Raw genomic sequence first — 12,144 nt, 5'->3', positions numbered from 1 at the left:
CTTGTAGCATGCCGCAGAGCGAGAACGCCGGGAAGGCGTCACGGAAGCCGACCCCGGATGAGCTTGAAGTCGCCGGTCTCGTACCCCTGCTGGAGCCGTTCTTCCGAGGTTCGGCCGTACGGGAGCTGATGCCGGAGCCCTTGCGAGGCGTCATGGAAGCGCATGGCCTGACGCCACGCCACGGCGCCGTACTGCCCCAGCTGCTCGCCGGACAGCCGCTGACCGTCAGCGAGATCGCCCGACGGCTTCAGGTGTCACTGCCCACCGCCAGCGAACTGGTCGGAGCCCTGAGCCGGGCCGGCATCGTGGATCGGGCGGAGGATCCGACGAACCGCCGCCGCGTCCTGGTGTCCCTGGCCGAGGAACACCGCCTGCCGCTCGAAGCCTTCATCGTTCGGCGGACCGAGCCGCTGCTACGCGCGCTGGAGGGACTGTCGCCCGACGAGAAGGCGGGATTCCTGACAGGGCTCACGGCCTGGGTCGGCGAAGTCCAGAGGTGAGCGTGTTGTGCGCGCTTCCACGGGCGAGCGCTGGATGCCGAAACCGGCACTGAGAGGCCTAGGCAACACAGAAGCCCCGGGTCGCCGACCTGGGGCTTTGCCATGGAGCGGATGACGGAAGTCGAACCCGCTAGCTTGGGAAGCTCATGGCGCCTGCTCCGGCCGACGCAGGCCGGGGGTGAGGCACGGTGAGCACCACTTCACCAGCAGGGCCTCCCGCTGCCGGTCCTCAACCAGCTCGACCGGGCAGACCTCGGTCGCCAACCACTCCGTCAGCCGTTCCTCGTCCGCAAGTGTCGACGGCCGGGACCCCAACGCTTCGCGGCTCTGCTGCCGGTGCCGCTTGGCGCCCGCCAGGTCGTACTTCGCGGCTTCGGCCGGCGGCACCTTGACCAGACCGGCGACATAGTGCGTGAGAGTGGTCAGGCGTGGGAGTGGGGCGGCTGTCCGAGCTCCAGGGCGATGGCGTCGCGGAGCAGTTCGCGGGCGCGCTCGAGTGGGACGAGGCCGGTCAGCCATCGCTCGCTCAGCCCCTCGACCAGAGCGGTGAGGCGTTCGGCAGCGGCCTCCGGACCGGCCTCCGGGGTGGCGAGCCCGACCTTCTGGGCCTGGCGGATCAGGTGCGAGAGGTCGTCCACCCATGCTCCGGTCGCGGCGGCCAGGTCTTCCCTCAGGTCCGGGTCGAAGACGGCGGTGGCCCGCAGCTCGCCCCAGGCCGCGCTGTTCTCCCGCACCTCGGGGGTGTCCTGCAGTTCCAGCAGCAGCATGTCGGTGAGCTGGGTGCGGGGGTCGGCGGAGGGGTCCAGCGCGGCATCGGTGTAGCGGACGGCGCGCTTGTTGATGAACTCCAACGTGCGCCGCAGCAGCCCGGACCGGTCCTTGAAGTGGTAGTAGATCAGCGCCGTGGAGACGCCCGCCTCGGCGGCGACCTCCTCGACACGCAGCCCGCGCACGCCGCGGCGGGCGATCAGCCGGGCGGCGGCCTGGAGGATCTGGGTACCCCTGTCCGGCATCGACGACTCCTCAAAGACCAACAGTCACTGGGTGACGATGATGCCCTATGCTCGTCCTGACTAAATTTTCAGTCAGGAGGTCGATGATGCCGCCCATGCCCAGGCGCCAGACCCTGCAAGCGGCCCTCGCCGCCGCCCTCGGAGCAGCGCTCGGCGCCTGCGACACCCCGAAGAGTGACCGTCCAGCCGAGAGCCGACACGCCTCGGCGGGCTCGGCTCCGGCCGACGGATGGCGGATGCCGGACGAGTCACACCCGCACGAGCTGACCTACATGTCCTGGCCCACCCGGCAGATCTGGGAGTCGGACGTCTCCGGCGTGCGGCAGGACATCGCGGGGATCGCGCGGGCGATCGCCGAGTTCGAGCCGGTGGCCCTGCTGGCCAACGAGCAGGACGTGAAGGCCGCCCGGCAGGCATGCGGCTCCGGGGTGGAGGTCGTGCCGATCCCCGTGGACGACCTGTGGATGCGCGACATCGGCCCGACCTTCGTCCTCGGCCCTCAGGGCATCGCCGGCGTCGACCTCAACTTCAACGGCTGGGGCGACAAGCAGGCCCACAGCCGTGACCGTCGGGTCGCGCGCGAGATCCTCGACGACGAGCGCATCAGGAGGATGCGGGCTCGGATCACCGGTGAGGGCGGCTCGATCGAGGTCGACGGCGGCGGGACTCTCATGGCGACCGAGAGTTCGCTGGTCAACCCCAACCGCAATCCCGGCATGTCCCGTGACGAGATCGAGCGGGCGCTGAAGGACCTCTTCGGCGTCACCACGGTGATCTGGGTGGACGGCGTCAGGGGCCACGACATCACCGACTACCACATCGACGCGCTGGCGCGGTTCTCCGAACCCGGGGTCGTGGTCATGAGCACCCCGGACGAGCAGGCCCCCCAGGATGTGTGGACCACCGCCTACGACCAGGCCCGCGAGGTCCTGGACCAGGCCGTCGACGCCCGTGGCAAGCGCCTTGAGATCGTCGAGCTGCCCGAGCCGACCGACATCGGCCGGCGCGGTTCCGGGTTCCTGGCCAGCTATGTGAACTACTACGTCGTCAACGGCGGGGTCGTCATGCCCCGCTTCGGCGACAGGCGATCCGACAAGGACGCCGCGGCCATCGTGCGCGACCTCTACCCGGGCCGCGAGGTCGTACAGGTGCCCGTCGACACCCTCGGGGAGGGCGGAGGCGGCATCCACTGCGCCACCCAGCAACTCCCCAGGGAATCCTGACGGTAGGACCGCCGCCCCGACCGCCACCTCGTCCATGACGTCGACGCGCTGTCGGCGCGGCCCCCCGGGCCGGTGGCGCACGGGACGGGGGCGTCGGACAGCCACACGTGCGCGGCTGGCTACTCCCGCTCGGTGCTCACGCTCGTGTCCCCGCACGCCCGGCGGAAGACGCGACGACCCCGGTCGCCTCGATGCCCGACACCCCGACGACGGGCACAGCGGTTCCCGTGATGCCGCCACTGGAGGGCGAGGCCAGCAACGCGACGGTCGCTGCCACCGCCGCCTCGCCGGCGCTGGCCGGCACTTCGTCCGCCATCCACCCGAACCGCTCCCCCGTCCGCTCCACCCTGCCCCGGCCGGAAGGCGGCAGATCGGGACGGACGAGGTTGCAGGTGATGCCGTAGGGCGCGACCTCCGCGGCGACGGTGCGCATCAACTCGAGGTGCCCGGTGCCCGCCTCCCACTCGGCTTCGCCATCCAGGGTCGCCGCGGAGGCGACCATGATGATGCGGCCGCCACCTCTGTGAACCATGCCGGGGATGACCCGCCCCATCATCCAACGGGTCCTGTTCAGATTCTCCGTCAACGTGCGCTCGAAGAACCACGTCGGCATGGTGCGCATGACGGTGTCGTGGATCGTGCAGGCGTTGGCGACCAGGACCTCCACCGGCCCCTGCTCCTCCTCGACCGTCTCGAAGACCTTGTCCACGCACCCGGGGTCCCCCAGGTACGCGGGCACACCGAGGACCCCCCTCGGCAGTCGCCCGGACAGATACGTCACCGCCACGGTGTCGCCATCCGCTGCCAGGGTCCGCGCGATGACGAGCCCGAGGCCGTGGTTACCACCTGTGACGAGCACGGAGCGCCCGGCGCCTCTTCGCGTACGAGTTCGCACAGCTCACTCCCCCTAGACATGTTCCTGGAACAAGGACGGAGATCACTCTCGGTCCCCAGCAGATAGCCTTGCGGAGTCGCTTGGCATTTTCCAGGGGCATATTTTTAAGCAAAAAGTGACAGCGTGCTGTCAATTTAAAGGAGGGCAGAAGAAGCGTGCTTGGCAACCCCGGCCTACTGCAGAAATTTCTGATAGAGCGTCGCGCCGCCATCCACCCCGAGGACGTCGGGCTCACCACTCGCACCGAGGGGTCAGGCCGGCGGGCCCCCGGTCTGAGCCAGACCCAGGTCGAGGAACTCCTCGGCACCCACGGCAAGTACGCACGGCTGGAACGCGCCGCGCTGACCGCGCCGCCGCTCGAACTGCTCCTGGCCGTCGGCCGACTCTTCCGCCTCACCGAGCAGGAGTGGAGCATCCTGTGGCGCTACGCCCGCGGAGAGAACCCGCCCCGGCCCCTCGCCCGGGACGCCGGCCTTGAGGTCCACGGCTCATGGGCGCGAGTCGTCGACGCCCAAACCGAGATGTCCTATCTCAACGACGCCGCGTGGAACGTCCTCCACTACAACGCGGCCTTCGCCGAGCTCTTCCCCGACCGCAGGGTCCCGAAGAACACCATGAGGTGGATGCTCCTGGCCCAGGAGGCCCGCGGCATCATGGTGGACTGGGCCACCAGCTGGGCCCCGTTCATCGCTCCGCAGCTTCGCGCCATGCGCGCGGCACGACCAGCCAACGCCACCCTGGCGGCCATCGAGCGGGACGTCCTGGCCGACGAGATCGCCGGCCCGATCTACCGTGACGGCCCCGATGTCCGCGTCCACCCGGACGGCGACGAGCGACCGCTGGACCACCCCACTCACGGCCGCGGCTGGGTCACCGTGTGCGCCGCCAGCCCGTTCAACAGCCCCGACGCACGGCTCATGGTCCTGCCCTTCCGGAGGGGAGAGCAACGCCCCTCGCCGCCCGCCGTACTCCGCGCCGACATCAAGAACTGAGGCCGGCCTGTGACCCGGCATCAGCGATATGAGACGTTATGCCGATTCGCGAGCCTGTTCCCCACCTCACTGCCTGTTCATGGAGCCCGTCGTGCCCCCCGCCTACGTCTCTCGCCCCAGCCTGGCGCACCCCCAGCATGAGATCACCACTGACGAGATCTGCGCCGACATCGCGCGCGCCCACCACGACCACCCTCGCCTGGCCGCGCTCCTGCGTATCGCCCGCGCCACCAAGGTCGTCACCCGCAGCTTCACCAGACCCCTGGGCGACCGGACCATATCCGGTGAGGCGCCCATCACCGAGCGGAACACCGCGGCCTACCACGACGCCGCGCGGCTCGGCACCACCGCGGCCGCCCAGGCGCTCGCCCAGACGGGCCTCGACCCGACGGACATCGACTGCGTCATCACCAGCCACACCACAAGCTGGACCGTCCCCGGCCTCGACGTCCACCTGCTCGACGAACTCGGGATACGGCGCGACGTCCGCCGCATCCCCATGAGCACCCTCGGCTGCGTCGGAGGAGCACAAGCCCTCGTCAAGGCCGTCGACCACGTCGCCGCGTACCCCGGAAGCCGGGTTCTGGTGGTCGTCGCCGAAGCGCTGAGCACCGTCTACAACCACGCCGACACCACCACCGAGTCGATGATCTACAAGGCCCTGTTCGGCGACTCGGCCGGCGCCTTCGTCGTGACCGACACCCCGCTCGGGCCCGGCCTGGAGGTCGACAGCGTGTGGGAGTACGTGCTCCCCGTCAGCCACGACCGGTACCGCGGGCGCCTCGACGCGACGGGCCTGCACTTCCTCAGTACGAAGGCGGCAACGGAGTCCACCACCGACGTGATGCCCGCCCTCCACGCGTTCCTCGACCGGGCCGGCATCGACACCCCCGAGTTCGTCGCCGTCCACCCCGGCGGCCCGCGCATCATCGCCGACGCCGAACGCGGCCTCGGCATCGACCAGGAACCCGGCGTGGACGACGACGCCAAGTTGACCCGACACTCCTGGGCCAGCCTCCGCCAGCGCGGGAATCTCGGCGGAGTCGCCATCCTCGACGTCCTCGCCCGGACCTACGACGACCCGCCCGCAGACGGCGCCCGCGGCGTGCTCTTCGCCTTCGGCCCGGGATTCGCCACCGCGGCCTGCACGGCTACCTGGCGCTCCTAGGCCGTGCGCGCCGAGCTCCGTGGACGGCTGACAGAGGAACAGCCGCGTGGGCCGGACGAGCCGGACAACAACCTCGCGTGACCAGGGCCGGTTGCCGGCGTGAGCGGGATTCGGCCTCATGGCCGGAATGCAGCGGCCAAGATCACATAGTTTCGCGTTCCCTACCTGGTCGCGCCTTTCATACCGTGTGTCCATGACAGATGCGCCGCGGGATGTGTCCGCCCCTATCGAAGAACGCCTGGTGGGCCTGGTCCGACAAGGGGACCGGCACCCCGCATCCCGGCGTTTCGCCAGGGGCGACCGTGTCCGCTTCACGGCCGCCCTGGTCGGCGCGTACCCACACCTCGAAGACGGCCTGCTTCAGGACCCGGGCGAGAGGGGCACCGTCCGCCATCGTGTGTATCCCGGAGCCACCGGCACCGTCACCTGGGTGCGGCCGTACGCCACACCCTTCCCCTACAGGGTCCGGCTGGACGACACCGGCGGAGCCGAAGTCGGCGCCCGCGAGCTGGACCTGGAAGCCCTCGACGGCCTTGGGGGCGGACGAGGCCGTGGACACCTGGAGGAGGACACGACAACGCCGCGCTGAGCGAGTGCCGACAGCGCCCTCGGCTACGGGAGGGTGGTCGGGTTGGTGCTGGCGTAGCTCTTGCCCTCCGGCCAGATGACCACACACCCCTGACTCTCCGCGAGCTTGAGCAGGTCCTTACGGGGTTGGGAGGGCAGCAGGATGGCACGGGTAGCGTGGTCTATGAACCGGCTGTAGTCGGCGAGCTGCCCGATGGCCATGCGGACGTTTTCCCGAGTGACGCTACCTTTGGCCTCTACAAGCAGCCCGAGCTGCTCGCAGTACAGGTCCGTAAACAGGGGGCGGGACTCGTCGTCCGGCAGTATCCGATGGCGGCAGGACTCGTTCCCCTTGCTCGTGAGGTACTCGGCGAAGGCAAGGACGAGGCGTCCTTCCTTACGCTCGGCCTCGTAGGGTTCGCGGTTGGGGTTCACGAACGACTTCTCGGTCTCGTTGCGTTCAAGAGGCAGCTCTTCTAGCGGGCTCGGGGCGCTGTCGAGGAGACGCCCGAGCTTGGTCGCCGGCTTCTTCGGCGCTGTGTCGACCGGCTTGAGGCGGAAGACGATCACCTTGCGTAGCGGTCCGTCGTTGGTCTCTGGGGCGTCGGCTTCGTACCAGGGGTTGGCCTGGTCAATGACGAACTCGCCGCGGTAGGTGACCGTGCCGCGAGCGCCCTGGAACACGCGCAGTGCGCGGCCTTCGGCCTGGTGGTTGAGGATGCTGGCGTTGCCGGAGATCATGCGCTGATCTCCGTACTGGCCTTCTCCGCTGTAGTGGAAGCAGCCGTCCGGCATCCAGTCGTCGTAGTAGCCGTGCTTCTCGCCGGCCACGGGGTCCGTGAAGACGAACACGTTCGGGGTCTTCGCCGAGGGCCCAATGCCGCCCTGGGTCCTTCCCCCGAAGGCGCTGTGCAGTTCCTTGCGCTCGATCTTGTCGCCAGGCTTGAGCGTCCACTCCGCGGCAGGCGTAGCCATCTCGGTCATGACCCTCCTTCAAACTGTCGCACTCCAACCAGAAGCGCTCATCGAAGATCCCACACCTGAATCAGATGCCGAAATCCTTTATCAAAATCGGCCATTGATGTTCACCATCGACGCCGGAGCGTGTCCGCACCGCACGGACGCGGGCGCATGACAGGGCCCTACCACTCGACTCCACCGGCCACGAGAGCGGTTGGGTACCAAGGCCCGTCTCTTGGCCTCGATCCCGGAAGTCCCCCGGCAGAACACGGGGCCCGCGGCGCGGTCACCGTCCTATGACGTGGTAGTGACGCTTCCTCAACTTGCCCCGTGGCCTGGGGTTATACGTTTTGGATCATGAACTCGGCCGCCAGGGCCGGGTCCACCCGACAGACCACAACGGGGAGAAGGACATGTTCCAGAAGAGTGGCTCGACCGGCGGTTTCACGCGCAGGTTCGGTGGTGCCGCCGTCGTGGCGGTGGCGCTGGCCGGCGCGGGCGTCTTCGTCAGCGCGGGGCCGGCCGCGGCCGGGACGAACGGGCAGCAGCTTTCGGTGAAGACGCACTACGCCGACAACGTCCGGCTGTGCGGCGACAACCAGAATGGGGACTGGGCCTGCACGCCGGCCGTGAACACACGGCGCGACGGCTGGACCGACTTCCGGGGCTACTGGTGGAAGGGCGAGGTCTACGTCTACAGCGTCGAGCACACGAACCGCTACGACGAGACCCGGACGGCCACCTGTTGGGTGCCCGAATCCCAGAAGGGCGACTGGGTCTTCTGCAACACGGGCTACAGGGCCTGATCCGCGCCGCCTGGACCCGGCGGCTAAGCAACGTGCGACACGGCCTTGACGAAGGCCGAGTCGCGGTCATGGGCGGACTCCTCCTCGGTGAAGACCGGGAGGAGACGTCCGGCCGAACTCCGGGGTCGAAGGTGCGCCCGTCCCGAGTGCGGAATCGACGACCGGCCATGAACTGATGGAGTCAGGCCTCCACAGACTCCCCGGAGCGGTGCGTCATTCCCTTCCGTGGAAGCTGCCGAGGGGGAGCGGAGCGGCCGGTCATGACCCTGTGGGTGGCAGGTGCGCGGGTGACACAGCCGCCCCGCGATGCCTGATGTTGACGGCCGAGGCCTTGGCCACTGCCACGGGGTTCAAGAAACGCAGCGGACCGATCAGGCGGGACGCGAACAGATGCATGTGGCGCGCCACCGACTCATCACGCGCGGCCGCCGAGAACATCAGCCGCTCCATGGGATTGAACGGACGGGACTTGGCGAAGTCGGCGGCCAGGTACTGATGACCGCGCAGCCGGCGCCGGTGTCTGCGTGCGTACACCCGGAGCGAGCTGTCGAGGTCACCTTGACCGGTCGCGGCCGGGGCGACCGACTCTGCCAGCCATTGCGCGGACTGCAGGGCCCACCCGCATCCCACTCCCCACAGGGGGTCGCCGGTCAGGGCGGCGTCGCCGATGAGCGCGACGCCCGGCGCGGTCGGCTTGCGGCTGTGCAGCGGGTACCTGACCGTACCGGTGATCTTCGTGATGCGCTCGGCGGAGTCGATGAGCGGTCCCTCGGGTAGGGCGCGGACGAATGCGAGGAAGCTGCCCTCCAGGTCTTCCCGGAAGGCCGGCAGCCGTTTTCTGTCCGGGAGCACCGCGACGACCGTCACCCCGTCGTCGTTGGGAAACGCGTACGCCATGTCGGGCTCGAGAAACCAGGTGTGACTGAGCCCGCCGTGCAGCGGAAGTTCGCGGAAGTGCGCGAGATAGCCGAACCGCGCGTTCTCGTACTGCCGAGCAGGCACCCCGGCGAACTTCGCCACGGCCGAGTCCTTGCCATCGGCGCCGACCACCAGCCGGGCCCGGATCTCACACTCGCCCTGTGGTGTCGACGCGCGCACCCCCGAGGTTCGCCCGGCTTCCCGGACCAGCCCGGTCACCTGGTGACCGAGGAGCAGATCGACGCCGGGGGTCTCCGCCGCATGAGACCTGATCAACGGATCAAGGGTGCTGCGCCGAACGTTGTACGCGTACGGCAGCTCGGGGCCCGCCGGCGCGGCCCTCGGCTCGATCCATCCCCAGCGGGTGTACCAGCGGGCCTCGTTGCGGACGGCTCCCGCCTTCTCCAGGGCGGGGACGAGGCCGAGTTCGTCCAGCACCGGGTAGGCACTGGCCTGGAGGGAGTGGGTGCAGAGCGCCTTGTACGCTCCGGGGTCCGAGCGGCGTTCCAGCAGTGCGACGCGAACACCGCGTCGAGCGAGCAAGATCGCCGCGGCGCTGCCGGCGAGGCTGGCGCCGCTGATGACGACGTCGTAGTCGTGTCTCACGCTCTCAGGCCTGGGCATGTGCTGATCGCTCCCTTCGGGGTGTGGTGCCGTTCGTGGGAGTGGTGCAGTGCGACTGCCGAACTTCGGCGGCAGGAAGGGCTCGTCGAGGATCGTAGACTCATGGTGTGGCATTCATGAGCACCCCGCACTACTGCTTCCTGTGATCGGAAGGCGTTGAGGGCGTCGGACGGCGTCGCCCTCCTTGGTGTGCCTGCCGCGCGAACCACGTTCCCGACACTGCCCGTTCCTTCCTGAGGCAGTGATCTCCTGTGGGCTCGTGCAGGCACGGTCTCTTCCCTTCACCCTCGCCAGGAGTGCCTCGTGCCCGTGTTGCTTCCCCCTGCCCTCGAACTGTCCCGCACGCGTGACGCTCAGTCGATCTCGCGTGCCATGTCCATCAGGCGGGAGAGGACTCGGCCGCCCGAGGCCGTGATGCCGTCGTGTTCCCACTCGTTGGTGACCCAGACGCGGGTGGTGCCCACCTCGCGGGCGGTGGCGAGGGAGAGGCCGGCGTCGACGTACATGTCGTCGTGATAGACCACGGCCGTGAGGGGGACCTGGTTGGCGGCGAGGGCGGCGCGGTCGTACAGGGGCTGCCAGTCGGCCTTGTCGGCCAGGATGTCGGCGGCGTCGGCGAAGGGGCGCAGGCCCGTGATCTCCCGGAACATCCAGGGGTAGATCATCTCGCCGGTGAGCAGCAGGGGGTCCGCTTCGGCGGTGAACTCCGGGAAGGCGGACAGGGCTCGGTCCGCCGCCCAGCAGGTGGCGGCCCCCTGGGCGAAGATCGACTCCTGGAGGACGGCGAAGAGCGGGTTGTCCGTGAAGCCGGTGAGACTCATGACCTGTTGGAGGAAGGTGTCGCTCAGCTCGCCGTGGGCGTCGAGGGCCTCGTCGAGGAGCCAGTGCACACGCTCGAAGCCGTCGCCCATGCCGAAGGCGAGGCCGAGGGTGCGCAGGCGGCGGGCGGTGAGGCGGTCGCCGTCGGGCAGGCGGACCTCGGTGGCGGTGAGCAGGTCGGCGATGCGGCGCAGCCGGTCCGCGTCGGCGGGGTAGCGGGCGCGGAACTCCCGCCCGCGGTCGCGGACGCGGGGGTAGGTGCGGGCGTACACGTCGTCGGCGGTCGCGTCGAGGCCCGGCAGGCCGCCCGCGACGTAGGCCGCCTTGAGGCCCTGGGGCGCGCGGGAGAGGTACGTGAGGGTGACGAAGCCGCCGTAGCTCTGGCCGAGGCTCTCCCAGGGCGCGTCGCCGCAGAGTTGACGTCGTATCAGCTCGGCGTCGTCGACGATGGCGTCGGCGCGGAAGTGGGTGAGGTAGGCGGCGAGCCGAGCCGGGTCGGCGATCCGTGCGGCTGCGCGGGCCGTGACAGGGGTGGAGCGGCCGGTGCCGCGCTGGTCGAGCAGGAGCACCCGGTGGGTCTTCAGCGCGTGGGGCAGCCAGCCGGGCGATCCGCCGTACGGCCGGGGGGACTTGCCGCCTGGCCCGCCTTGCAGATAGAGCAGCCAGGGCAGCTTGTCGGCGGCCCGGGACCGGTCGACGACCTCCCTGGCGAACACCTCGATGGCCGGGCCGTCGGGGCGCGCGTGGTCCAGGGGGACGGTGAAGACGTGGTCGGCGGTGGCGTACGCGGGGTTCAAGGGTTCGGCTCCTCAAGGATGTGGCGGGCGGCGGGCGCAGGCGGTGAGCTGGTACGGGAATGGCGTCGTACGAAGAGAGCCTGGCGCGGTGAGCCGGTCCACAGGAGCCCTCGGGTCCGCATAACGTGCCGCTATGCATGGCCCGCGCGGGCGCTCAGTCGGACTTCGCCCACAGCGAGCGCACGTGCCCCAGGTGTCGGCGCATGCACCGCTCGGCGCCCTCGGCGTCGCCCGCCAGCATCAGGGAGAGGAGCTCCAGGTGCTCCTCGGCGGACGGGATCAGCCGGTCCCGCTCGTCCAGTGCGCTCAGACCGTACAGGCGGGTGCGCTTGCGCAGGCCACCGACGGTCTCGACCAGCCGGTCGTTCCCGCAGAGCGTGAGGAGCGCGAGGTGGAACCGCCGGTCGGCTTCGAGATAGCCGATCAGGTCGTGTGCGCGTGCGGCGCGCACGATCTCCTCGGCCACCGGCCGCAGCGCCTCCAGCTCGTCGCGGGTCGCGGTCCGGGTGACGCGCCCCACCGTGGGGATCTCGATCAGGGCGCGGATCTCGGTGTACTGGTCGAGGTCGCTCTCGGTGACCTCGGTGACCCGGAAGCCCTTGTTGCGGACGGGCTCGACCAGGCCCTCGCGGGCCAGGTCGAGCATCGCCTCGCGCACCGGGGTGGCGGAGACGCCGAAGTCCTCGGCGAGGCCCGGGGCGGAGTAGACCTGGCCCGGCCGCAGCTCGCCCGAGATCATGGCGGCACGCAGGGCGTGGGCGACCTGGTCGCGCAGGCGCTCCCTGGTGGTGATGAGGGGGTGCTGCTTCAGGTGGCCCACGGTCTTCCCTTCGCGCCTCAGCTGGACCGGGCCAGCGTACAA

13 protein-coding genes are annotated in these 12,144 nt (G+C 69.7%); 6 read left to right on the top strand and 7 right to left on the bottom strand.

Annotation, left to right across the window (positions count from 1 at the left end; translation table 11 throughout):
* The first annotated feature begins 8 nt into the window (after nt 1-8).
* Nucleotides 9-500 (top strand): MarR family transcriptional regulator, encoded by a 492-nt coding sequence (locus tag LRS74_RS28720; RefSeq protein ID WP_277743709.1) that lies wholly within the window; start codon nt 9-11, stop codon nt 498-500.
* Between the two features lie 144 nt (nt 501-644).
* Here LRS74_RS28720 and LRS74_RS28715 read toward each other — a convergent pair whose 3' ends face one another.
* Together LRS74_RS28715 and LRS74_RS28710 are read right to left on the bottom strand one after the other, a co-directional pair.
* The gene (locus tag LRS74_RS28715; protein ID WP_277743708.1) at nt 645-887 is read right to left on the bottom strand and encodes a hypothetical protein; all 243 of its coding nucleotides are present in this window, start codon (nt 885-887) and stop codon (nt 645-647) included.
* A 35-nt stretch (nt 888-922) separates the two neighbouring features.
* A complete protein-coding gene (locus tag LRS74_RS28710) occupies nt 923-1,513 on the bottom strand; it encodes a TetR/AcrR family transcriptional regulator (protein ID WP_277743707.1) in 591 nt (196 codons plus the stop codon).
* A gap of 95 nt (nt 1,514-1,608) precedes the next feature.
* On the opposite strand from LRS74_RS28710, the gene LRS74_RS28705 reads away from it, so the two are divergent.
* Nucleotides 1,609-2,736 (top strand): agmatine deiminase family protein, encoded by a 1,128-nt coding sequence (locus LRS74_RS28705; protein WP_277743706.1) that lies wholly within the window; start codon nt 1,609-1,611, stop codon nt 2,734-2,736.
* A 136-nt stretch (nt 2,737-2,872) separates the two neighbouring features.
* Here the strand turns inward: LRS74_RS28705 and LRS74_RS28700 are convergent, their stop codons facing one another.
* A complete protein-coding gene (locus LRS74_RS28700) occupies nt 2,873-3,595 on the bottom strand; it encodes an SDR family NAD(P)-dependent oxidoreductase (protein ID WP_277743705.1) in 723 nt (240 codons plus the stop codon).
* Nucleotides 3,596-3,786: 191 nt separating this feature from the next.
* Between LRS74_RS28700 and LRS74_RS28695 the strand changes: the two genes are divergently transcribed.
* The 3 genes from LRS74_RS28695 to LRS74_RS28685 all read left to right on the top strand — a co-directional run bounded on the left by LRS74_RS28695 (nt 3,787) and on the right by LRS74_RS28685 (nt 6,380).
* Nucleotides 3,787-4,623 carry an XRE family transcriptional regulator gene (locus LRS74_RS28695; protein WP_277743704.1) on the top strand — a complete coding sequence of 279 codons (837 nt, stop codon included), beginning with the start codon at nt 3,787-3,789 and terminating at the stop codon, nt 4,621-4,623.
* Nucleotides 4,624-4,714: 91 nt separating this feature from the next.
* Nucleotides 4,715-5,791 (top strand): PhlD, encoded by a 1,077-nt coding sequence (locus LRS74_RS28690; protein ID WP_277743703.1) that lies wholly within the window; start codon nt 4,715-4,717, stop codon nt 5,789-5,791.
* A 193-nt stretch (nt 5,792-5,984) separates the two neighbouring features.
* A complete protein-coding gene (locus LRS74_RS28685; protein WP_277743702.1) occupies nt 5,985-6,380 on the top strand; it encodes a hypothetical protein in 396 nt (131 codons plus the stop codon).
* Nucleotides 6,381-6,403: 23 nt separating this feature from the next.
* On the opposite strand, the gene LRS74_RS28680 is transcribed toward LRS74_RS28685, so the two are convergent.
* Complete coding sequence (locus LRS74_RS28680; protein WP_277743701.1) at nt 6,404-7,342, bottom strand: restriction endonuclease; 939 nt, start codon at nt 7,340-7,342, stop codon at nt 6,404-6,406.
* Nucleotides 7,343-7,731: 389 nt separating this feature from the next.
* Between LRS74_RS28680 and LRS74_RS28675 the strand changes: the two genes are divergently transcribed.
* Complete coding sequence (locus LRS74_RS28675; RefSeq protein WP_277743700.1) at nt 7,732-8,124, top strand: hypothetical protein; 393 nt, start codon at nt 7,732-7,734, stop codon at nt 8,122-8,124.
* Nucleotides 8,125-8,382: 258 nt separating this feature from the next.
* On the opposite strand, the gene LRS74_RS28670 is transcribed toward LRS74_RS28675, so the two are convergent.
* The 3 genes from LRS74_RS28670 to LRS74_RS28660 all read right to left on the bottom strand — a co-directional run bounded on the left by LRS74_RS28670 (nt 8,383) and on the right by LRS74_RS28660 (nt 12,102).
* Entirely contained in the window at nt 8,383-9,666 is a 1,284-nt protein-coding gene (locus LRS74_RS28670; RefSeq protein WP_277743699.1) for an NAD(P)/FAD-dependent oxidoreductase, read from the bottom strand.
* 353 nt (nt 9,667-10,019) lie between these two features.
* A complete protein-coding gene (locus LRS74_RS28665) occupies nt 10,020-11,282 on the bottom strand; it encodes an alpha/beta fold hydrolase (protein WP_277743698.1) in 1,263 nt (420 codons plus the stop codon).
* A gap of 154 nt (nt 11,283-11,436) precedes the next feature.
* Nucleotides 11,437-12,102 (bottom strand): GntR family transcriptional regulator, encoded by a 666-nt coding sequence (locus LRS74_RS28660; RefSeq protein WP_277743697.1) that lies wholly within the window; start codon nt 12,100-12,102, stop codon nt 11,437-11,439.
* Between the last annotated feature and the right edge of the window lie 42 nt (nt 12,103-12,144).

The organism is Streptomyces sp. LX-29 (assembly GCF_029541745.1).
In the GTDB taxonomy this organism is placed as follows: Bacteria; Actinomycetota; Actinomycetes; order Streptomycetales; family Streptomycetaceae; genus Streptomyces.
This window is presented reverse-complemented; position numbering and strand designations above follow the sequence as displayed.

Excerpts from the sequence above, each read along its gene's own strand:
- LRS74_RS28685 (WP_277743702.1), top strand. The coding sequence starts at position 5,985 with ATGACAGATGCGCCGCGGGATGTGTCCGCCCCTATCGAAGAACGCCTG.
- LRS74_RS28675 (WP_277743700.1), top strand. The coding sequence starts at position 7,732 with ATGTTCCAGAAGAGTGGCTCGACCGGCGGTTTCACGCGCAGGTTCGGT.
- LRS74_RS28670 (WP_277743699.1), bottom strand. The coding sequence starts at position 9,666 with ATGCCCAGGCCTGAGAGCGTGAGACACGACTACGACGTCGTCATCAGC.
- LRS74_RS28705 (WP_277743706.1), top strand. The coding sequence starts at position 1,609 with ATGCCCAGGCGCCAGACCCTGCAAGCGGCCCTCGCCGCCGCCCTCGGA.
- LRS74_RS28720 (WP_277743709.1), top strand. The coding sequence starts at position 9 with ATGCCGCAGAGCGAGAACGCCGGGAAGGCGTCACGGAAGCCGACCCCG.
- LRS74_RS28680 (WP_277743701.1), bottom strand. The coding sequence starts at position 7,342 with ATGACCGAGATGGCTACGCCTGCCGCGGAGTGGACGCTCAAGCCTGGC.
- LRS74_RS28710 (WP_277743707.1), bottom strand. The coding sequence starts at position 1,513 with ATGCCGGACAGGGGTACCCAGATCCTCCAGGCCGCCGCCCGGCTGATC.